Source organism: Corallococcus sp. 4LFB (genome assembly GCF_046520365.1).
Lineage (GTDB): Bacteria > Myxococcota > Myxococcia > Myxococcales > Myxococcaceae > Corallococcus > Corallococcus caeni.
This window is the reverse complement of the sequence record NZ_JBKGHJ010000092.1, coordinates 1-20,457: the sequence shown is the minus strand read 5'-3', so window position 1 is coordinate 20,457 and position 20,457 is coordinate 1. Positions and strand designations below refer to the sequence as shown.

Genomic DNA, 20,457 nt, shown 5'->3' with positions numbered 1-20,457 from the left:
CACGGCGCGCGGGCTGGTCGCACCCGGAGCGCGTCCCGGTGACGCGGCCCTCCGGCACGGACGCGCTGCCGGGCCTGGAGGACGTGGCGTTCCAGGCGGCGGGGCGGGTCCTTCGCGGGTGGTACGTGCCGTCGCGCGATGGGACGGCGGTGGTGCTGGTGCACGGCTTCGCGGACAACCGCACGCGGGTGCTCTTCGAGGCGCGGACGCTGGCGGAGGCCGGGCACGGAGTCCTGCTGTTCGACCTGCACGGCCAGGGAGAGAGCGAAGGCGACGGCGTCGGCTGGGGCGACAGCGAGCGCGAGGACGTCCGCGCGGCCCTGGCGTTCGTGCGGGCCCGGCCCGACGTGACGGCGGGACGGGTGGGCCTGTTCGGCTTCTCCATGGGAGGCACGACGGCGCTGCTGGTGGCGCAGGAGGACGCGCGGGTGAAGGCGGTGGCGGCGGCCGGTGCGTTCCCGGACCTGGCGGTCGACATGGGCTCGCACTACGGCCTGAGCACCTGGGCAGTCTTGTGGGGACTGCGCCGGGAAGGCATCGACGTGGACGCGGTGCGGCCGGTGGACGGCATGTGCCGGCTGGAGGGACGGCCGCTGCTGCTCATCAACGGAGGCAGCGACCCGGACGGCCCCCAGAAGCTGGGGGGACGTCTCTTCCAGGCGGCCTGCGAGCCCAAGGAGCTGTGGGTGGTGCCAGAGGCGGCCCACGGCGAGTACGCCCAGAAGGACCCTGAAGGCTACGCGCGCAAGCTGCGGGAGTTCTTCGACCGCGCGCTATGAGCGCCGGCCCTTGGCGACGAACACCAACCGACTGCCAGCCCCGTCTTCCTGCGGATCGCCTTCAAGTGTTCCTTCACGGTGTTGACAGCCATGTCCAACGCGACAGCGATTTCCTTGTCGGCCGCTCCCGTCGTGCCCAACAAGTCCGCCACCTCGAGTTCTCTCTCCGTCAGCAAGTCGCGCCAGTCATCCCTCATCCAGTGTCGATGCTCGGTCATGCGCACTTCCCAGAAGTTGCAGCCAGGTCGCTCGACGTTGGAGGGCTTGAAGACAACTTCCAGCTTCTCGTCCCCCCTTGGGATTTCGATGCGCCTTTCCGAAGGCGGCGCGATGCCATCCATGCTCGCGAACTTTTTCACGAGGGTCACCCATGGCTCGGGAACGTCGTTGCAGAGTTCATGGGCGGCGAACCACTTCTGCACAAGGTCCCTGGCTGCCCCAGTCTCGCCCAGGAGCCGCCCGGCGGCATTCAAGATCATTCCGGCCTCCGGCTCCTTCACCAACGAAGACAGAAGGTCACCCCTGAATCCCCTGGCCTGATTTTCCTGAACCGCCCCCACCGCCTCGTTGAGGTAGGGGATGACGGACTGGAGGAGTTGCTCATCCCGGAGCGTGAACTCCTTGGAGGACTCCTTGTACATCGCGAGGCCTCCCTGGAACTGCTGCTGGTTCTCGAACAAGAGGGAGGCAAGCACGTACCTGAGCTTCAGGCCTGCCATGCGGCTGCGCTCATAGGTTTCCGTGCTTTCCAGCGGACGCCCTTGCAGCATCACGAGGTCTCTCGCCGCGATGTTGGGCCGAGTCAGCGTGTACTGGAACACGAAGCACCGCGTCAGCCACAACGAGTACTCCTTCAGGAGAGGCTTAACGGTGGGCGCCTCCCACTCCATCCCTCGCGAACCATCTACGTGGGAGAAGCCCACCGCGAGGTGCTCCGCCTTGCAGATGCGGAGCATCACCTCCTCGATGGCCTCGTAGATGTCCGTGAAGGTCCTGACGCCAATCAGGCGCCGCTGCATTCCCTGAATCAATCGCTTCTCACGCGACGTGAAACTCAAGTCCGTGGCCATGATGGGTACCTCCCCCGAGTTGAATTACTCCTCAAGGATGACACGAACGGGACCCGGGCCTACCCCCTCGAAAGAGGGGGGTGTCAGGCCTTGACGGGCTATGAGCGCCGGCCCTTGGCGACGAACTCCGCGCGGCTGTGGGTGCCGGTCTTCTCGAAGATGGACTTGATGTGGACCTTCACCGTCTCCACGGAGCAGCCCACCCGGGGAGCGATCTCCTTGTTCGCCAGGCCTTCGTGGAGGCAGTCCGCCACGCGCAACTCCTGGGCAGTGAGCTTCGCCTTCCAGTCCGGGCGCAGCCAGTGGGCACGCTCGTGCATGCGCACCTGCCACAGCTTGCGGCCGCCCCAGATGACGGAGGACTGGCTGAACGTCACGTCCATCCGTTCCGCGCCCCGCTCCAGCGTGAGCGATTCCAGCCGGGGATCCACCGCGACGTCGAAGCGCGACAGCGCCATCACCCGCTCCATCCAGGCCTTGGGCACTCCGTCGCTGAGCTCGTGGGGCGCGAACCAGTCCTCCAGCAGCGGGATGGCCGGCCCCGTGTCCGCGACCTTCCGCCCCAGGCTGTTCAACACCAGCACCGGGCTGGAGCCCATGGCGATGGCCTTCAGGAGGTCCCGCTCGAAGCGCAGGGCGTAGAACTCCTGGAGCCGGGCCACCGTCCGGGTGATGTACGGGATGATCTGCTGCAGGAACCACTGCGCCCGGAGCGAGAACGGCTGGGGAGACTCCCGATACATCGCGATGCCGCCCTTCAGCTCCTTGTCCGTGAACAGGAGCGACGCCAGCACGCGCTTGAGCTTCAGCCCCGCGCCCTGACTGCGCCGGAAGGTCTCCTCCTCCGCCAGGGGCCTGCCCTGCAGCATCTCGACGTCGCTGAGCACCTGGTTCGGCTGCACCACCGTCGCCTGGAAGACGAAGTCCTCCTGCACCCAGTCCGCGTAATCCTTGAGGAGGGGGTGGACGGTGTCCGTCTTCCATTGAAGCCCCACCGTCCCATCCGGATTCGCGCAGCCCACCGCGAGGTGGTCCGCCTCGCACAGCGTGATCAACGCCTGGGAGAGCGCCTCGTAGACGTCCTCCAGGGTCCGCGCCTCCCCCAGCGCTTCCTTCAACTCCGCGATCAACGCCTGCTCACGCGACAGGAACTTCCGTGCCTTGCCCATGGGTACACCCCCGTTGCCAATACCCAACAAGTATTACGAGGGCTGAAACAGGGCCCATCCCTCCAAAGAGGTATGGACAGGGCTGGCGGCCACGTCGTGCTGGACGGCTCCCCCCCAGGCAGGTCAGCCTGGACCGCCCCGGAGGACCCGACCCACATGGCTGCCCCGCTGCCCCCTGAGTCCCAGTTCCATATCGAAGTCATCAAGCTCCTGCTCCAGGTGGCCACCAGCGACGACCGCGTCACCCGCGAGGAGATCGACTCCATCATCGACACCGCGCGCGGCTTCAGCGTGCCCCTGACGGAGCTCAGCGCCCTCACCCGCTGCCTCCAGGAGGGCCTGCCGCTCCCGCCGCCGAACCTGGGCGTCCTGCGCGAGGACCCCAAGGCCGTCCTCGACGCCGTCCACGCCCTCATCGCGGGCGACGGCCACGTGCACGAGTCCGAGATTGAAATGGCCCGGCAGATCCGCGAGCTGCTCGGCATCGCGCCCTGAAGCGCCCGCGGGCGGCCTGGAGGCTCAGGCCGCCACGAACTGCCGCTCCACCAGGCGCCGGTAGAGCCCCTCCTGGGCCATCAGCGCCGCGTGGCTGCCGCTCTGCACCACCCGGCCTCCCTCCAGCACCAGCACCCGGTGCGAGTTGGCCACGGTGGACAGGCGGTGGGCGATGATGAGCGTGGTGCGGCCCTGCATCAGCCTGTCCAGGGCGTCCTTGACCAGGTGCTCGCTCTCCGCGTCCAGGGCGGACGTCGCCTCGTCCAGGATGAGGATGCGCGGGTCCTTGAGCACGGCCCGCGCGATGGCCACGCGCTGCTTCTGGCCGCCCGACAGCTGCACGCCGCGCTCGCCCACCTCCGTGCGGTAGCCGTCCGGGAAGCGCTGGATGAAGTCGTGCGCGTTCGCGGCCCGCGCGGCGGCCTCCACCTCCGCGTCCGTGGCGTCCGGCCGGCCATAGCGGATGTTGTCCGCGATGGAGCAGGAGAACAGCAGCGGCTCCTGCGCCACCGCGCCCAGGTGCCGGCGCAGCCAGCCCGGGTCCAGCGTGCGCAGGTCATGCCCGTCCACCCAGATGCCCCCCGCCTGCGGGTCGTACAGGCGCGCGAGCAGCGCGGCGATGGTGGACTTGCCCCCGCCCGACGGCCCCACCAGCGCCACCACCTCCCCCGGCGCCAGCTCCAGGTCCAGCCCCTGGAGCACCGGCACGTCCAGCCGCGAGGATAGCGAAGCGCACGTCCCGGAACGACACCCGCCCGCCAGCGAGGAGAGCTGCTCCCGCCCTCCAGCGGGATGGCGGGCACGCGGTCGATCATCTCGAACACGCGCTCCGCGGAGCCCGACGCGCGCATGAAGTCCCCCCACAGGTCCGTCAGCCCGCTCAGCGCCGTGGACACCAGCAGCGTGTACGCGAGGAACGACGTGAGGCTGCCCACGGACAGGTCCCCGCGGATCATCAGCCGGCTGCCGTACCAGAGCACCAGCGCCGCCGCGAAGAGGCCGCCAAAGCCGCTGCCCGCCATGAAGGCCGCCGACAGGCGCGAGCGCTGATACATCAGCGACAGCACCTGCGACAGGCGCCCCCGGTAGCGCGCCACCTCGTGCCGTTCCGCGGCGAAGGCGCGCACGGTGCGGATGCCGGTGAACACCTCGTCCGCGACGCCCGTGGCCTCCGCCAGCGCCGCCTGCACCTGGCGCGAGGCCTGGCGGATGCGCCGCCCCACCACGACGCCCGCGATGGCCACCGGCGGCACCACCGCCACCATCAGGAGCGCCAGCGACGGCGACGTGTAGAAGAGCATCGTCAGGCCGCCCACCGCCTGCGCGCCGCTGCGCAGCGCCGTGGCGATGTTGTTGCTGACCGCGTGCTGCAGCACGGTGGTGTCCGCGGTGAGCCGGCTGGTCAGCTCGCCCGTGCGGCGCATGTCGAAGAAGGCCACCTCCTGGTCCACCAGCCGGGCGAACAGCTCCTCGCGCAGCCGCGCCACGGCGCGCTCCCCCGCGGTGTTGAAGAAGTAGAAGCGCAGCGCATCCGACACCGCGCGCACCGCGAACACGACGACGAGCCCCAGCGCCATGCGGTCGATGACCGTCTGGTCCTTCGCGCCCAGCGCCTCGTCGACGATGACGCGCAACGCCTGCGGGAGCACCAGCGACAGCGCCGTGGCCACCACCAGGAAGAAGAGCCCCACGCCCAGCGCGCGGCGCTCCTCCCAGGCCAGCCCCAGCAGGCGGCGCACGGAGACGGAACCACGGTCGGGGGCCGTCACCGGAGGAAGGACTCCGCCTGGCCGTAGGGCATGTCCGCGTCCACGCCGTGCTCCCGGCAGTGCGCCAGCAGCTTGCGCGACTCCACCAGCTGCGGGGACTGCTCGTGGTAGCCCATCACCATCACGTGGCCCAGCCACGGCTCGCGGCCCATGGCGTAGATGCGCACCTGCCGGGGCTTGAGCCGCTGGACGATGTCGATGGCGCGCGCCGCGTTGGAGCCGTTGAGCCGCCGCGACTGGTCCATCTTCCGCGACAGCGGCGCGGGCAACAGCGGCCCGTACATCCAGCTGAGCGGCCCGCCCTCCGACTCCATGCCCAGCCACATCATGTCGATGGGGCCCACGTGCGGCTGCACGTGCTCGTACAGCCGGGGCTCCAGCGCGTTGGAGTCCGCCGCCATGAGCAGCGCCTTGCCCTCCAGCCGCACCAGGTGCGCCAGCTTGCCGCGCACGTCCAGGTCGCCGTGCTCGCCCAGGAAGGGCAGCCCCACCAGCTCCCCGCCCGGCACCGGCAGCGACTCCAGCTCCGACAGCGTCACCACGTCGCGGAAGCCCGCGTGCTGGAGCATCAGCTTCAGCGACGGGTCCACCAGCGCGCCGCCGCCTCCCGCGGGCACCACCACCGTGCCGATGCGGTGGCGCAGCTGGAGCAGCGGCTCGAACATCAGGTGGTCCGCGTGGCCGTGCGTGAGCAGCACGTAGTCGATGCGCTCCGGCAGGTCCGCGAAGGTGAAGCGCGGCAGGTCGGTGGGGAAGTCGTAGCTCACCACCGGGTCCGTGAGCACGCTCACGTGGCGGGATTCCATCAGCACGCACGCGTGGCCGAAGTAGCGCACGCGCACCCCGTCGCCGTCGTAGCGCGGGGCGGGCCGGGGCGGCTCGGGCGTGAAGAAGGTGGCGAAGGTGTCCCCGTCCTGGGGGGCAATGCCCAGCGCGTCGCGCACGGCCTCCAGCGGGGCCGGCGTGCGCCGCATCGCGAACAGCGTGTCCCAGGCCTCGTGCCGGAAGGGCAGGCGCACCTGGAGGTCGCCCTCCCGCGAGTCATCCAGCCGGGGCGTGCTGAAGACATACGGACGCGCGTCCCCGTGCACCAGCCGCAGGGACACGCTCTGCGAGGACTCGCGGTGGAAGGGGCTGCGGTAGAGCAGCGGCTCGAAGAAGCGCGCGGACGCGCGGTTCCTCAGGTCATACGTGAGCTCCACGTAGCCGCGCAGCAGGTCCGGCACGCGCGGGTACAGCTCCTCCAGCGAATAGCCCTCCGCGGAGGCGAGCAGCGCGTCCAGCTCGCGCATCGCGGCCGCGTACCGCATGGCCAGCGACTCCTCCTGGAGCGTGCGCTCCAGGAGCGCCTTCACCTCCCCCACCCGCTCCACGCCGCAGTTCAGGTAGGGGCCGCCGCGCAGCGCGGGGCTCTTGAGCGCCGCGACGTGGATGGCGGGGTTCGCGACGAAGGACTCCATGATCTTGACGTGGAGGTTCGCGACGAACAGCGGCGCCGTCATGGGCGACGCCAGGAACCACCATGCGTACCACTGGTTGTGGAGCGGCTCGGCGACGACGTTCTGCTTCAGGTACACCGGGGGGCGCGACATCAACACTCCTTCAAGGGTTGCTCAGGCGGCCTTCGCCAGCCGGGCCAGCGACTCGCGCGCGGCCTCGCGCAGCGAGGGCTCCGGGGACTCCAGCAGCCGCCTCAGCGCCTGGGGCACCTCCGCGTCCGGATAGGCGATGTCGCCCAGCCGCCGGGCCGCCAGCACCCGGTCCCGCACCGCGCCCCGCGTCAGCTCCAGCAGGAGGAAGTCGCGGTAGCGCGCGAGGAAGGCGTTCTCCGCGTCCAGCATCCGCGCGCACGCGTCCTGCAGCGCGGCCTTCGCCGCCGCGTCCTCCGGCACGCGGTAGCCCCACTGCTGACGGAGCGCGAAGATGGACTCGTACAGCGGCGTCCAGGCGTCGTTCAGGTGCTCGCGGTGCGCCTGGATGGCGTCGCGCTTGGAGAAGGTGTGGCGGCCCGCGTCCAGCGCCACCGCCGCCGTCGCCATCCGGCACGCCAGGGTGACCAGCTCCTTGAAGCCCCGGTGCAGCTGGCCCTGCGCGTCCGTCACCTCGCGGTAGTCGTAGCCGTACAGCTCGCCGCGCGCGTCCGGGTACGCCAGGGGGAAGCGCAGGGGCGCGTCCTCGGGACGGGCGCGCGCGCGTTCGATGAAGCGGTAGGGCTGGTGCATGCTGTGGCGCGTCCACGCCTCCAGCGGCATCAGCGGCACGCGGTCGCGGACGTCCTCGCCCGCGATGAGCAGCGCGTTCTCCTTGAGGTTCACCTCGCCCTCGGCGACGAGCCGCGCCTCCTCCACCGCGTTCAGGTCCAGCGGGTAGCGGGCCAGCGGGCCCACCGCCAGGCGGAAGCGCTCGAAGCGGTCCTCCTCGCCCGGCAGGAACGTGTCCTTGAAGACGAGCGTGAGGTCCAGGTCGCTCTCCCCCACCGCCTCGCGGGTGGCGTGGCTGCCCACCAGGTAGCAGGCCCGCACGCGCCCCGGGAACGTGAGGGCGTACAGCCCCACGAAGCCGAACAGGAGCGCGTTGACGCCCATGTCCTCCGTCAGCCCGACCAGCGACACCTCTTCCACTTCCGTCACGCGGTCACCTGCAGGGGGTGGACTTCCTTGTGCTCGGGCGCGCCCGCCAGCCTGCGAGTGAGCCGGCGGCGCACGACGTCCACGTGCTCGCGGAAGAAGTACAGGTTCTCCGCGTAGGCGATGGGCACCGCGATGCGGTTCACCTCGCGCTCGGCCTCCTCCAGCCGCTTGAGCATGTCCTGGAGCATCTCCTGGTCCGGGTCCTCTTCCAGTTGAATCTCAATCTCCTTCAGCCGCGCGTACCACCGGTGGATGCGCGAGCGCACCCGCCACAGGAACACCGCGGGCACCGCGCGCCCCAGCGGCACCACCACCGCGATGATGGGCACCAGCATCACCCACAGCCGGTCCACCAGGTTCGCCGCCCAGAACGGCAGGTAGCGCTGCAACAGCGGCACGCCCGTCGCGTAGTAGCGCTTCGCCTCGCTGCTCAGGGGGAAGCCCGCCGCGAGCGGCGCGGGGAACTCGCCCGTCTTGTCCAGGATGCCCGCCGTGCCGCTGATGTCACTGGCCGCGCGCATCAGGAGATAGGAGAGCGCCGGGTGCAGCGAGTCCCGCGCCAGGAGGAGCGCGTTGGGCGCGAGCAGCACCACGTCCTGGTCCGGCACGTTCTTCGCGAAGTCGAACACGCCCTGCGGCAGCACGTGGCGCGACAGGTACGGGTAGCGGCGCGTGTACGCCTCCGCGCGCGCGAAGCTGAGCAGCCGCACGTCCTTCACCGCCGCCAGCTTCTGGATGCGCGGCGACTCCGCCGGCGACACCAGGAACACCGCGTCCACCCGGCCCTGCGTCAGCGCCTCGATGGCCGCGTCCCGGTCCAGCGGCAGCAGCTGCGTGGGCGCCGTGTCCACCTTGTTCGCCTGGAGCAGCGTCATCGCCAGCGCGCGCGTGCCGCTCTCCTCGGGCCCCACCGCGATGCGCTTGCCCGCCAGGCCGCGCACGTCGTCCACGGGCTCGCCCCGGTAGAAGACCCACAGCGGCACGTAGGAGAGGCTGCCCAGCGACGCCACGTGCTCCGGCACCCCCTGCCCCTTGCCGCCGGTGGTGCCGCTCTGCGCGAAGGCGATGTCCACCCCGCTGTCCTCCGCGTTCAGCAGCGCCACGCTGCCCACGGAGCCCTTCGTGTTGCGCAGCTCCAGCGTCACCCCCTGCTGCGCGAGGAACTTCTGGTAGCGCTTCGCCATGTAGTTGAAGCCGCCCTCGTCCGGCGCCAGCGCCATCACCAGCGTCTTGGGCGGCGCGGGCTTGACGAAGTAGAACGTCACCGCGAACGCGACCGCGATGAGCACCGTCGCGGGCGCGATGGCGATCCACAGGTCGCGCCGCAATGTGCGCTTGAGCTGCGCCTTCAACGTGTCCGTCTTCATGAGGATGCGCAGTATACCGACCGCGCCGTGCGGGGCCTCGCCGCACACCGCGTCGGTCCAGGCAGGCAGGCACGCTCCAACCCGGGGGCACTTGGCGCAACCCCTTGCGCGACACACCCTCCCTCCCAGGCCTTTTTGAAGGGGTGTGGCATGGGTTGGCGCGGCGGGTGGGCGGTGTCTTTGCTGGTGGTGGGGGTGGGCTGCGGCGGGGCGCTTCCGGAAGAGCAGGCGGAAGCCGGACTCGCACAGGAGCCTACCTCGGCCCCGGAGGTGACGGCGGAGGGGGCCTGCCTCCCCACGGCCGCGGGCACCCAGCGGGTGAAGGCCATCCTCCCTCCTTCGGAGCTGGGCATCCCGCGCTTCGCGATGGGGCCGGGCGGCTTCGTGGACTTCAAGGGGACGCTGCACTTCGCGGTGAACTTCGAGGACGGCCGCCGCGGCCTCTGGCGGAGCACCGGCACGGACGCGGGCACCACGCCGGTGCGCAGCTTCGCGGCGACGGATGGCACCTCGACGCCGCGCCTGTCGCAGCTCACCGCCACCCCGACGCAGCTCTTCTTCCAGGCGCCGGACTCGGTGCACGGCAACGAGCTGTGGGTGAGTGACGGGACGACGGCCGGCACCCGGCTGGTGAAGGACGTGACGCCGGGCGCGGAGGACTCGTCCCTCACGCACCTGACGGCGGTGGGCTCCACGCTCGTGTTCTTCCGGGAGGTGTTCGACGCCACCGTCTTCACCACGCGCTACGAGCTGTGGAAGTCGGACGGCACCACCGCGGGCACGGTGCGCCTGCGCGACTTCGGCACCACCGTGGACGTGAGCTACCTGGACGCGAAGCCAGGCAACGCGCTGCTGTTCTTCGTGCGTGAGCTGGAGGGCGCCACCTCGCTGTGGCGCACGGACGGCACCGCCGCGGGCACCGTGCAGCTGAAGCGGCTGGACGCGGGCCCCGACACCTACCCGAACGACGTGCGCACCTCCGGCGCGCTCACCCTGTTCAAGCTGGATGAGCGCAGCGGCCTGTCGGAGCTGTGGAAGTCGGATGGGACGGCGGGCGGCACCCTGCGGCTGGCGTCGTTCGGCGCCACGCGCTCCATGCGCGTGCTGGGCGCGCTGGGCGGGTACGCGTACGTCACGACGACCTCCTACAGCACCCAGTACATGGTGCTCTACCGCGTGCCGCTCGCGGGCGGGAACCCGGAGCCCGTCTTCACGCTGCCCAACGACTACGCGTCCCAGGGCGAGGCGTTCCCGTACATCGACGCCGTGAGCCAGGCGCCGGGCGGCTCGAAGCTGTACTTCAGCGTGGCCATCGGCAGCAACGGCCCCGCGCCGCGCGACACGCAGCTGTGGGTGACGAACGGCACCGCCGGGGCCACCACGCTGCTGCGCCGGCCGCTGAGCCTGTCGGATGAGTACAGCTCGCCGGTGTACGCGGCGGCGGACAACCTGGTCTTCTTCAGCGCCTACGACACCGGGACGGGCCTCGAGCCCTGGGTGAGCAACGGCACGCCCGGCGGCACGCGCCTCCTCAAGAACATCGGCGCGCAGCCCCAGCAGGACCCCTCCTCGTACCCGCGCGAGTTCTTCCGCCAGGGCAGCCGCGTCTACTTCAGCGCCTACGACGACACGCTGAACGCGCAGCTCTGGTCCAGCGCGCTCGGCGGCACCTGCCTGGCGCCGGAAGACGCACACTAGGCGCACCCGCCTCCCCGCCCCGGCCGCGCCGGACGCGGGGACGGCGCCCCGCCTGGGCTCCAGGCAGGTGACCGTGCCCGGCGCCAACGTGGGTGTTAGACACCCGCGCATGCCCACCGTCAGTGACAATGCGCGCCGCGCGGGACTCCGCCTCGAACGCAGCCGGGCCTCCCGTCAGTTCGAGGGCCAGGGCTTCCGCAACACCGCCCCCGTGGGGCCCGGCCTCCAGGGAAACCCGCTGCCGCTCCTGGGCGAGTACTTCTTCGGCGGCACGCAGCGCACGCCGCCCGCGCCGCTGCCGGTGGAGGACCCGCGCGGCACCTGGGGCCGCGCGCCGGACACCGGGCTGCGCGTCACCTGGCTGGGGCACAGCACGATGCTGCTGGAGGTGGACGGAGCGCGCGTGCTCACCGACCCCGTCTTCGGCGACCGGGCCTCGCCCGTGTCCTTCGCGGGCCCCAGGCGCTTCCACGCCACGCCCGTGCCGGTGGACGCGCTGCCGGACCTGGACGCGGTGCTGGTGTCGCACGACCACTACGACCACCTGTGCCGGAGCACCATCCAGGCGCTGGCGAAGCGGCGGGTGCCCTTCGTCACCGCGCTGGGCGTGGGCCGGCACCTGGAGGCCTTCGGCGTGGCGCCGGAGTTGATTACGGAGCTGGACTGGTGGGAGGAGCACCGCGTGGGCCCGGTGGCCTTCCGCGCGGCGCCCTCGCAGCACTTCTCCGGCCGCGGCCTGGGGGACCGCAACACGACGCTGTGGGCGTCCTGGGTGCTCACCACCGACAAGCACCGGCTGTTCTTCAGCGGCGACACCGGCCTCACGACGGAGTTCGAGGAGATTGGCCGCAGGTGCGGCCCCTTCGACCTGGTGATGCTGGAGGTGGGCGCGTTCCACCCGAGCTGGGGCGGCATCCACCTGGGCCCGGAGAACGCGCTCAAGGCGCACGCGATGCTGGGCGGCGGCACGCTGATGCCGGTGCACTGGGGCACCTTCAACCTGGCGCTGCACGCCTGGGACGAGCCCGCGGAGACGCTGGTGCGGCTGGCCACGGAGCAGCAGGTGCGCCTCTTCACGCCGGGCCTGGGCCGGAGCCTGGAGCCCTCGCGCGTGGAGGGCGTGACGCCGTGGTGGCGCGAGGTGGGCGAGCCCCGGCTCGTGCCCCGCCTGGCGCCGTGAGGCCCTGAAGGCCCGCGTGACGCGAGGACTCGACGCCCACCCGAGCCCCGGGCGTAGAGTCCCTGGCCATGCCCCGCGCCCCCCGGCTCTCCGTCGCGCTGCCCCTGGCCGTCCTGCTGTTGCCATTGATGGCGTGCGACCCGGCGGCCGGGGCGCAATCCCAGACAGACGACCCGAAGCCCGCGATGACGAAGAGCGCGAAGCGGGGCCTCGGGTATGGCTATCACTCCGCGGAGGACCTGAAGGCGCTCTCCCCCGGGATGAGCTGGTGGTACAACTGGTCGCCCCGCCCGGAGGCCGGCGCCGCCAGCGTCTACGCCTCCGAGAACGTCTCCTTCGTGCCCATGGCCTGGGGCGGCACGCCCACGGTGGCGCAGCTCGAGTCCGAGATTCCGGCGGGCGCGCGATACCTGCTGGGGTTCAACGAGCCCAACTTCAAATCCCAGGCGAACAAGACGCCCCGCCAGGCCGCGGCGCTGTGGCCCGTGCTGGAGGAGGTGGCCCGCCGCAGGGGGCTCAAGCTGGTGTCCCCGGCGGTGAACTACTGCGGCGACTGCGTGTCGGAGGACGGCGTCACCTTCACCGACCCGGTGGTGTACCTGGATGCCTTCTTCAAGGCCTGCGCGAACTGCCAGGTGGATGCCATCGCCATCCACTGGTACGCGTGCGACCTGAGCGCGCTCAAGTGGTACGTGGGGCAGTTCAAGAAGTACGACAAGCCCCTCTGGCTGACGGAGTTCGCGTGCGGCGACCGGCCCCATGACGAAATCACCGTGGACGTGCAGAAGCAGTACATGGTGGATGCCATTGGCTATCTGGAGACGGAGCCCACCATTGAGCGCTACGCGTGGTTCTCCGGACGCAACAACGAAATCCCCTCCATCAACCTGCTGGGCGCCTCCGGGGAGCTGACGGAGCTGGGCCACCTGTACGTCACGCTGGCCGCCGGCGCCGCGAAGTCCGCCCCCTGAGGGGTGCGGCTGCGTCCCACACACAGGGCTGGACAGGCGCGGAGACGTCTTTTCGGCGGTCCTGGGATTCTGGGGCTAAGGTGGCCGCCTCATGGCGCTCGATGTGGGGGACACCTTCGGCAGGTATGAGTTGGTGTCCTGGCTGGGCCGGGGCGGCATGGCGGAGACGTGGCGCGCGCAGCTGATGGGCGACGCGGGCGTCACGAAGCCGGTCCTCATCAAGAAGGTCCTGCCGGAGTACGCCAACGACGAGGCCTTCATCTCCATGTTCATCAGCGAGGCGCGCATCTCCGCCACGCTGTCGCACGGCAACGTCGCGCAGGTCTTCGACTTCGGGCAGGTGGAGGGCGAGTACTTCCTCGCCATGGAGTTCGTCGACGGCAAGCCGCTCGACAAGGTGCTCAAGCGCGCGATGCGCAGCGGGATGCCCGCCCTGCCCATCCCCGTCGCCGTCTTCATCGCGATGGAGATGTGCCGGGGGCTGCACTACGCGCACACGCGCACGGACAGCAGCGGGAAGCCCCTGGGCATCGTCCACCGGGACATCTCTCCGGACAACGTGCTGCTGAGCTACGAGGGCCAGGTCAAGATCGTCGACTTCGGCATCGCGAAGGCGCAGCTCCTCCGGGGCTTCAAGACGGCGCCGGGCGTGGTGAAGGGCAAGTACCTCTTCTTCTCCCCGGAGCAGGCGCGCGGCGAGGACGTGGACGCGCGCACGGACGTCTGGGCCACCGGCATCGTGCTGTATGAATTGCTCTGCGGCCGGCTGCCCGTGGATGGCCCGCCCCACGTCGTGATGATGAAGGTCGCCCACGGGAGGATTCCCCCGTTGAACCAGGTGCGGCCGGACCTGCCGGAGGCCCTCAACCGCATCGTCCTCAAGGCGTTGAGCCCGGACCCGGCGCAGCGTTACGCCTCCAGCCACGCGTTCGGGGATGCCCTGGCGGAGTTCCTGTATGCGAACCATCCCCGCTTCTCGTCCCTGAGCCTCGCGCACCTGCTGCGGGTGCTGTTCCGCGGCGACCTGCTGAACGAAGGCCGGGAGCTGGCGGTTCCGGGGGACTTCCTGGAGGAGCTCAAGGCCTGGCGCCAGCCCGTGGCGCAGGAGCGGATCCCCACGGTCCCCCACATGCGGGCCCTGAAGACGCCTCCCCCGGCCACCGCGGCGGTCCTCGTCACGCGCGAGTTCCACGAGGAGGCGCCCGCGCTGCCCACGGCCGAGGTGTCGCCGGTCCGCCGCTCCCGCGCGCCCTGGGTGGGGCTCGCGCTGGGCGGCGCGGCGCTGCTCGCGCTGGGCGGTGGCGCCTGGTGGACCCGGTTCCGGAACCCGCCGGAGGCCATCGTGAGCACGCCGCGAGCGCAGGTTCAGGAGCCGGCCCAGGAGCCGGCCCGGGACACGGCCCCGGATGCCGGAGAGAAGGAGCCCGAGCAGCCACCGCCGCCTCCGCCTCCGCCTCCGGACAATGGGTGGAATGAAACGCGGGTGGGCAAGCTGCTCAAGGACGTGTATCGCCTGGGCAGGAGCAACAAGGACCTGTCCCGGGCCGCGAAGCTGGTGCAGACCTGTGTGGACGCGCTGCCTGACAACGCGGACTGCCGGCTGGCCGCGGGCCTCACCTACGAACGGCTCCGGGCCTTCGACAAGAGCGCGCTCCACTACCAGACCTTCCTGGAGCGCGCGCCCGCCACGGACATCCGGCGGAGCGCGGTCTCGGACCGGCTGGCGGCCCTGCCGCTGCGCAAGCCGCTGGAGCCCACGCCCGCCAGCGAGGCGGAGCTGGAGTCCTCGCGGAACGCCGTCCTGATGCACCTGACCCGGGGCCAGCTGAAGGAAGCGCTCGACGCCGCCACTCAATGCGTCACGCGCCTGCCCCGCGAGCCGGAGTGTCACCTGTTGCAGGGGGACGTCCTGGCGAGGATGAACCAGGTCTCGAAGAGCGCGCGAAGCTATGAGCGCTTCCTGGCGTTCGCGCCCGAGGACCACCCCCTGCGCCCCTCCGTCCTGCGCAAGCTCGTCGAGCTGCGGACACAAGGCCCCTAGCCCGACAGGCGGGGAGCCTGCATTCAGGGTTTCGCGCGTTCCGGATAGGATGCGCGCCCCATATGGGACTGCAAGCCGGAGACACCTTCGGAAGGTATGAGCTGGTGTCCTGGCTGGGCCGGGGCGGCATGGCGGAGACGTGGCGCGCGCAGCTGATGGGCGACGCGGGCGTCACGAAGCCGGTCCTCATCAAGAAGGTCCTGCCGGAGTACGCCAACGACGAGGCCTTCATCTCCATGTTCATCAGCGAGGCGCGCATCTCCGCCACGCTGTCCCATGGCAACGTGGCGCAGGTCTTCGACTTCGGCCGAGGGGACGGCGGGTACTTCCTGGCCATGGAGTTCGTGGACGGCCAGCCGCTCCACCGCGTCCTCAAGCGCGCGGTGAAGAGCGACCTGGGCGCGATGCCCATTCCGGTGGCGGTCTTCATCGCGATGGAGATGTGCCGGGGGCTGCATTACGCGCACACGCGCACGGACAGCCGTGGCCAGCCGCTGGGCATCGTCCACCGGGACATCTCCCCGGACAACGTGCTGCTGGGCTACGAGGGCCAGGTCAAGATCGTCGACTTCGGCATCGCCAAGGCGCAGCTGCTGCGCAACTTCAAGACGGCGCCGGGCGTGGTGAAGGGCAAGTACCTCTTCTTCTCTCCGGAGCAGGCGCGCGGCGAGGACGTGGATGCCCGCACGGACGTCTGGGCCACGGGCGTCGTGCTGTATGAGTTGCTCTGCGGCAAGCTGCCGGTGGAGGGGCCGCCCCACGTGGTGATGATGCGCGTGGCGCGTGGGGAGATTCCCGCGCCGGGCCTGCTCCGGCCGGACCTTCCGCAAGAGCTGAATGACATCGTGATGAAGGCGCTGACGCCGGACCGGGAGCAGCGCTTTGAATCCAGCCACGCGTTCGGGGATGCGCTGGCGGGGTTCCTGTACTCGAACTTCCCGCGCTTCTCCGCCATGACCATCGCGCACCTGCTGCGCGTGCTGTTCCGCGGAGACCTGGCGCAGGAGGGCCGCGAGCTGTCCGTGCCGGGTTCCTTCCTGGAGGAGCTGAAGGCCTGGGGCGAGCAGGCCACGCCCGAGGAGCCCGCCACCCCGGTTCCCGTCACCCAGCGTCAGACCCGGCGCCTCCGGCCGGTCACGGCGACGACAGAGACGACAGAGCCGCGGTCCATCGTGCCGTCCCCTGGAACCCCACGCTCGCTGCTCTACGGCGTGAGCGCGGGAGGACTGCTGGCCGTGGGTGCGAGCCTGTGGCTGCTCCTGGATGCGCAGTCGCCCGGGAGCGCCGAGGGAGCCCCACCGCCCACGCCCATTCGCGCGCCCGCGCCTGTCGTGGAGCCCTCGCCGCCACCAACAGCCGACAATCCACAGTTCACGCGAGGCATGGCGTCGAAGTCGCCGATGGGGGACTCACCTGACTCCTTGAAGCTTCGCCCTGCAGTCGAGGCCCCCCTACCACTGCCCGACAAGGAGACCGCCGACGTCATGAAGATGAAGGAGGACTTCGCCCGGGCCATCCGTCTCAAGCAGTCGGAAGACGCAGCCTCTTTGAGTAAGCATTGCGTGGAGCTGTATCCCAACAACGCGGACTGCCAGGCCCTGGTGCAGCAGGTCAGCGAAAAATTCGTCAACGCACCTCCAGGCCAGGAAGCAACTGACGCGACAAGGGCATCGGAGGCGGAAATAAGGGCCTCGCTTGTGCAAATCCAGGCGCAGGTCAACGCCCTTTACAAGTCGAAAGACATGAAGGGGGCTCTTGGAGTCGCCAAGAGGTGCGTCGCCAAGGCCCCCAAGGTCCCTGAGTGCCATCTCATGCTCGGCGTCCTCTACGCGAGACTCATGGAGTTTGAGAAGTCCAAGCAGGCCTACGAAAAATTCGTGGCGCTCACGCCTGAAGGCTATCCCAAGAGAGATCGTGTCATTGAAATCCTGCGCCACGCCCAAGAACACCTCCCTGCCGCCAGCTCTCATGACTGACGATTGTTGAAATCCCTACCCACCATTCCCAGCCCAAATTGGAAGGCATTGCAGCCAGGGGTAGGATGGAATCACGCCCACCCCTCGGGCGCTCTTCCAAAGGATCCCACCATGAAGAGAAAGCTGATCACCGCGTTCCCCGAGGTTTGTTGGGCCTGCTGCGTGCGCAACATCTGCGCCGTGGACTGAGCCAGACACCCACCCGGCCCGCCACCGTACGGGCCGGGCAGTACCGTCATTCATTGCCATGGCCAGGCGGATTTGCGCATAGGATGCCATGCCCATGGCACTGCAAGCGGGGGACGCCTTCGGGCGGTATGAGTTGGTGTCCTGGCTGGGCCAGGGCGGCATGGCGGAGACGTGGCGGGCCCAGCTGGTAGGCGACGCGGGCGTGACGAAGCCGGTCCTCATCAAGAAGGTCCTGCCCGAGTACGCCAACGACGAAGCCTTCATCTCCATGTTCATCAGCGAGGCGCGCATCTCCGCCACGCTGTCCCATGGCAACGTGGCGCAGGTCTTCGACTTCGGCCGAGGGGACGGCGGGTACTTCCTGGCCATGGAGTTCGTGGACGGCCAGCCGCTCCACCGCGTCCTCAAGCGCGCGATGAAGAGCGGCATGGGCGCCCTGCCCGTGCCCATCGCCGTCTTCATCGCGATGGAGATGTGCCGGGGGCTGCACTACGCGCACACGCGCACGGACGACAGGGGACAGCCGCTGGGCATCGTCCACCGCGACATCTCCCCCGACAACGTGCTCGTCAGCTACGAGGGCCAGGTCAAGATCGTCGACTTCGGCATCGCGAAGGCGCAGCTGCTCCGGGACCTCAAGACGGAGCCCGGGGTGGTGAAGGGCAAGTACCTCTTTTTCTCCCCGGAGCAGGCGCGCGGGGAGGACGTGGATGCCCGCACGGACGTCTGGTCCACCGGCGTCGTGCTGTACGAACTGCTCTGCGGGCGGCTTCCCCTGGACGGGCCGCCCCAGGCCATAATGATGCGCCTCGCGCGCGGTGAACTCCCCCCGCTGAGCGAGTCACGGCCGGACCTGCCGGAAGCGCTCCAGCGCATCATCCTCAAGGCCTTGCATCCGGAGCGCGCCCAGCGCTTTGAATCCAGTCATGCCTTCGCGGAGGCCCTCGCGGGCTTCCTGTACGCGAACCACCCGGGCGTGTCCTCGCTGAGCCTCGCGCACCTGCTGCGGATGCTGTTTCGCGAAGACCTGCTGTCGTACGGCCGCGAGCTGTCCGTCCCAGACTCCTTCCAGGAGGAGCTGGCTTCCTGGGGCGGGCAGGCCCCGGCACTCGCGAAGAAGCCCGCGCGTCCCAGGCCGCTGCTCCATACCGGCAGGATCCCTCTCTCCGAATTCGGCCTCGCCGTGGCGGAGGAGGAGGACGCCCCTGCCGCCGTCGTGCCCACGGCGGCGTCGAAGAAATGGATGCTGGGCCTGGGCACCGCGGGCCTCGCCACCATCGGGGCCAGCTGTCTCTGGCTCCTCACCTCCACGGAAGTGCCACCCGAGCACCCGGGCGCCTCGCGCCCCATCGAGCGTCCGCCCACCGCGGTCGCCTCCCGTCCCGACGAAGCACGGCAGCCTCCAGCCGTGGCCGCGCCCGCCGCCCCGCTCGCGGCCCCGCCTCCGGAGGCCGCCTTGTCCCTCGCCGACTATCAGGACCGCATCCAGGAACGGATGCAGCAGGGAGGACTCCAGGAGGCCGTGGACCTGGCGCATCAATGCGAGACACGGTTCCCCCGTGATGGGGAATGCCAGCTCCTGCTCGGGGCGCTGTACGCGCGGCTCAATGACAGCCGCAGCAGCGTGACGCACTACCAGCGTTTCCTGGAGTACGCCCCCGGCACGCACCCCAGCCGCTCGAAGGTGGTGCGCATCCTGGACGACGCGCATGCCCTCTCGTCGGCGTCGGGCCGGGTCGTGAAGCCGGAGACCTTCGCCGACATGATGGACGCCGGCCGCACGGCCTTCCGGGACGAGAAGTTCCCGGAGGCCGCCGCCGCGTACCGGAACGCACTGGCCATGAAGCCGGGCTCGCTGGATACCAAGCTCGAGCTGGGCCTGACGCTCATCAAGCTCAAGCCCGGCACCCCGGCCGACCGCAAGCAGGCCGTGAAGCTCCTGGAGGACGTCACGCGGAGCCTTCCCACCAGCCGGAAGGCCTGGCTGGGATTGGAGACCGCCTACACCCTCACCGGCAACAAGGCCAAGGCCCGGCGCGCCCATGACCGGTACATGCGGATGTCCCCCAGGAACATGTCGAACCCCGCGAGGGCGCGAGAGATGCTCAAGAACCTCGGCCGCTAGTCCGCGCCGGACTGGAATCCCAGCCCCTCCTCCACCTCCGCGCCCGTGAGCGCACGGAAGGCCCCGTCCGCCACGTCCAGCACCACGCGTCCCACCGCTTCACGGTGCAGCGTGAGCACCGGGTGCCCCACCGCCGCGAGCATCCGCTTCACCTGGTGGTGCCGCCCCTCCGTGAGCGTGAGCTCCACCACGTCAGGCGCGCGGAGCACCGCCTCCGCTGGACGCGTGGGGCCGTCCTCCAGCGTCAATCCCTCTCGCAGCCGCGAGAGCGCCGCCTCCGTAGGCTGTCCCTCCACGCGCGCCACGTACCGCTTGGGCAGGTGCGTCCGCGGCGCGGTCGCGTGCCGCACCAGCCGTTCGTCGTTGGTGAAGAGCAGCAGCCCCGTGGTGTCCCTGTCCAACCGGCCCACCGCGTACCACTCGAAGCCCTGAAGCTCCGGGGACAGCACCGCGCGCAGTCTCTCGAAGACGGTGCCCACGCCCTCCGGATCCGAGCCGTGCACCACCGGCCCCGCGGGCTTGTGGAACATCAACACGCGCACCTGACGTGACAGCGCGCGCTCCACGCCGTCCACGCGCACCTGCGTCCCCTCCCCCACCGGCGCGAACGGCTCCCGCTCCACCCGGCCGTCCACCTCCACGCGGCGTCGCGGATCGCCTGCTCGGCTTCGGCCCGGGGCACACGCCTGCCCGGCCCAGCGCTCGCGCCAGCCAGTCCGCGCCCGGGCCCGCCGGGGTCTCCGGTCCCCTGCGCCTCGCCGCCTCCAGCCATCGCGGCGTCCGTTGCTTGCGCGCCATGCGTCCTCCCGTGTTCCACCCGCTGTATCAGATGTGTCACGCCCGGGGATTCCCCGAGCACCGCGCACATTGGAGCGAACAGGAGGGCTTCCAGGGTGCCGCCGCGCTGTTTGACTCGCCCCGGCGGCTCTGCGCATGTGCGCGGCCGTCGTGTCCACGCGCCCTCCCGAAACCGCCGATGTGCCGCCCGAGTTCGCCGC

At 70.2% G+C, this 20,457-nt stretch carries 14 protein-coding genes and 3 pseudogenes; 8 read left to right on the top strand and 9 right to left on the bottom strand.

Going from position 1 to position 20,457, the window contains the following annotated elements:
* Window positions 1–779, top strand: a 779-nt coding sequence (locus ACLEQD_RS12860; protein ID WP_410383961.1) for an alpha/beta hydrolase, incomplete at its 5' end; no start/stop codon positions are given.
* Here ACLEQD_RS12860 and ACLEQD_RS12855 read toward each other — a convergent pair.
* Both ACLEQD_RS12855 and ACLEQD_RS12850 read right to left on the bottom strand, forming a co-directional pair.
* Entirely contained in the window at window positions 737–1,849 is a 1,113-nt protein-coding gene (locus ACLEQD_RS12855) for a response regulator transcription factor (RefSeq protein WP_410383959.1), read from the bottom strand. The two genes, ACLEQD_RS12860 and ACLEQD_RS12855, sit on opposite strands and share 43 nt — an antisense overlap.
* A gap of 98 nt (window positions 1,850–1,947) precedes the next feature.
* The gene (locus ACLEQD_RS12850) at window positions 1,948–3,018 is read right to left on the bottom strand and encodes a helix-turn-helix transcriptional regulator (RefSeq protein ID WP_410383957.1); all 1,071 of its coding nucleotides are present in this window, start codon (window positions 3,016–3,018) and stop codon (window positions 1,948–1,950) included.
* 156 nt (window positions 3,019–3,174) lie between these two features.
* On the opposite strand from ACLEQD_RS12850, the gene ACLEQD_RS12845 reads away from it, so the two are divergent.
* Window positions 3,175–3,513 carry a TerB family tellurite resistance protein gene (locus ACLEQD_RS12845; RefSeq protein WP_338266784.1) on the top strand — a complete coding sequence of 113 codons (339 nt, stop codon included), beginning with the start codon at window positions 3,175–3,177 and terminating at the stop codon, window positions 3,511–3,513.
* Between the two features lie 24 nt (window positions 3,514–3,537).
* On the opposite strand, the gene ACLEQD_RS12840 is transcribed toward ACLEQD_RS12845, so the two are convergent.
* The 6 genes and pseudogenes from ACLEQD_RS12840 to ACLEQD_RS12815 form a co-directional block, all read right to left on the bottom strand.
* Entirely contained in the window at window positions 3,538–3,711 is a 174-nt protein-coding gene (locus tag ACLEQD_RS12840) for a hypothetical protein (protein ID WP_410383963.1), read from the bottom strand.
* A gap of 111 nt (window positions 3,712–3,822) precedes the next feature.
* Window positions 3,823–4,164, bottom strand: a pseudogene (locus tag ACLEQD_RS12835) (ATP-binding cassette domain-containing protein); the annotation flags it as partial.
* A 290-nt stretch (window positions 4,165–4,454) separates the two neighbouring features.
* Window positions 4,455–5,162, bottom strand: a pseudogene (locus ACLEQD_RS12830) (ABC transporter transmembrane domain-containing protein); the annotation flags it as partial.
* Window positions 5,163–5,278: 116 nt separating this feature from the next.
* The gene (locus ACLEQD_RS12825) at window positions 5,279–6,874 is read right to left on the bottom strand and encodes an MBL fold metallo-hydrolase (protein WP_410383955.1); all 1,596 of its coding nucleotides are present in this window, start codon (window positions 6,872–6,874) and stop codon (window positions 5,279–5,281) included.
* Window positions 6,875–6,895: 21 nt separating this feature from the next.
* Window positions 6,896–7,912: a hypothetical protein gene (locus tag ACLEQD_RS12820; protein ID WP_410383953.1), complete on the bottom strand. Its 1,017-nt coding sequence runs from the start codon at window positions 7,910–7,912 to the stop codon at window positions 6,896–6,898.
* Window positions 7,909–9,279 (bottom strand): TAXI family TRAP transporter solute-binding subunit, encoded by a 1,371-nt coding sequence (locus ACLEQD_RS12815; protein ID WP_410383951.1) that lies wholly within the window; start codon window positions 9,277–9,279, stop codon window positions 7,909–7,911. The genes ACLEQD_RS12820 and ACLEQD_RS12815 overlap by 4 nt, the downstream gene beginning before the upstream one ends.
* Window positions 9,280–9,429: 150 nt before the next feature.
* Here ACLEQD_RS12815 and ACLEQD_RS12810 point away from each other — a divergent pair, with 150 nt between their 5' ends.
* The 6 genes from ACLEQD_RS12810 (at window position 9,430) to ACLEQD_RS12785 (ending at window position 19,459) form a co-directional block, all read left to right on the top strand.
* Complete coding sequence (locus ACLEQD_RS12810) at window positions 9,430–10,977, top strand: ELWxxDGT repeat protein (protein ID WP_410383949.1); 1,548 nt, start codon at window positions 9,430–9,432, stop codon at window positions 10,975–10,977.
* Between the two features lie 109 nt (window positions 10,978–11,086).
* Window positions 11,087–12,157 carry an MBL fold metallo-hydrolase gene (locus ACLEQD_RS12805; RefSeq protein ID WP_410383947.1) on the top strand — a complete coding sequence of 357 codons (1,071 nt, stop codon included), beginning with the start codon at window positions 11,087–11,089 and terminating at the stop codon, window positions 12,155–12,157.
* Between the two features lie 68 nt (window positions 12,158–12,225).
* On the top strand, window positions 12,226–13,128 hold the full coding sequence (locus ACLEQD_RS12800; protein WP_410383945.1) for a glycoside hydrolase family protein: 903 nt from the start codon (window positions 12,226–12,228) through the stop codon (window positions 13,126–13,128).
* A 91-nt stretch (window positions 13,129–13,219) separates the two neighbouring features.
* Window positions 13,220–15,169: a protein kinase domain-containing protein gene (locus tag ACLEQD_RS12795; RefSeq protein ID WP_410383943.1), complete on the top strand. Its 1,950-nt coding sequence runs from the start codon at window positions 13,220–13,222 to the stop codon at window positions 15,167–15,169.
* Window positions 15,170–15,231: 62 nt separating this feature from the next.
* Complete coding sequence (locus tag ACLEQD_RS12790; RefSeq protein ID WP_410383941.1) at window positions 15,232–17,145, top strand: protein kinase domain-containing protein; 1,914 nt, start codon at window positions 15,232–15,234, stop codon at window positions 17,143–17,145.
* A gap of 283 nt (window positions 17,146–17,428) precedes the next feature.
* Window positions 17,429–19,459 carry a protein kinase domain-containing protein gene (locus ACLEQD_RS12785; protein WP_410383939.1) on the top strand — a complete coding sequence of 677 codons (2,031 nt, stop codon included), beginning with the start codon at window positions 17,429–17,431 and terminating at the stop codon, window positions 19,457–19,459.
* Here ACLEQD_RS12785 and ACLEQD_RS12780 read toward each other — a convergent pair.
* Window positions 19,456–20,257 (bottom strand): annotated as a pseudogene (locus ACLEQD_RS12780) (pseudouridine synthase). The gene ACLEQD_RS12785 and the pseudogene ACLEQD_RS12780 sit on opposite strands and share 4 nt — an antisense overlap.
* Between the last annotated feature and the right edge of the window lie 200 nt (window positions 20,258–20,457).

Excerpts from the sequence above, each read along its gene's own strand:
- ACLEQD_RS12855 (WP_410383959.1), bottom strand. The coding sequence starts at position 1,849 with ATGGCCACGGACTTGAGTTTCACGTCGCGTGAGAAGCGATTGATTCAG.
- ACLEQD_RS12850 (WP_410383957.1), bottom strand. The coding sequence starts at position 3,018 with ATGGGCAAGGCACGGAAGTTCCTGTCGCGTGAGCAGGCGTTGATCGCG.
- ACLEQD_RS12845 (WP_338266784.1), top strand. The coding sequence starts at position 3,175 with ATGGCTGCCCCGCTGCCCCCTGAGTCCCAGTTCCATATCGAAGTCATC.
- ACLEQD_RS12840 (WP_410383963.1), bottom strand. The coding sequence starts at position 3,711 with ATGCAGGGCCGCACCACGCTCATCATCGCCCACCGCCTGTCCACCGTG.
- ACLEQD_RS12825 (WP_410383955.1), bottom strand. The coding sequence starts at position 6,874 with ATGTCGCGCCCCCCGGTGTACCTGAAGCAGAACGTCGTCGCCGAGCCG.
- ACLEQD_RS12815 (WP_410383951.1), bottom strand. The coding sequence starts at position 9,279 with ATGAAGACGGACACGTTGAAGGCGCAGCTCAAGCGCACATTGCGGCGC.
- ACLEQD_RS12810 (WP_410383949.1), top strand. The coding sequence starts at position 9,430 with ATGGGTTGGCGCGGCGGGTGGGCGGTGTCTTTGCTGGTGGTGGGGGTG.
- ACLEQD_RS12805 (WP_410383947.1), top strand. The coding sequence starts at position 11,087 with ATGCCCACCGTCAGTGACAATGCGCGCCGCGCGGGACTCCGCCTCGAA.
- ACLEQD_RS12800 (WP_410383945.1), top strand. The coding sequence starts at position 12,226 with ATGCCCCGCGCCCCCCGGCTCTCCGTCGCGCTGCCCCTGGCCGTCCTG.
- ACLEQD_RS12795 (WP_410383943.1), top strand. The coding sequence starts at position 13,220 with ATGGCGCTCGATGTGGGGGACACCTTCGGCAGGTATGAGTTGGTGTCC.
- ACLEQD_RS12790 (WP_410383941.1), top strand. The coding sequence starts at position 15,232 with ATGGGACTGCAAGCCGGAGACACCTTCGGAAGGTATGAGCTGGTGTCC.
- ACLEQD_RS12785 (WP_410383939.1), top strand. The coding sequence starts at position 17,429 with ATGGCACTGCAAGCGGGGGACGCCTTCGGGCGGTATGAGTTGGTGTCC.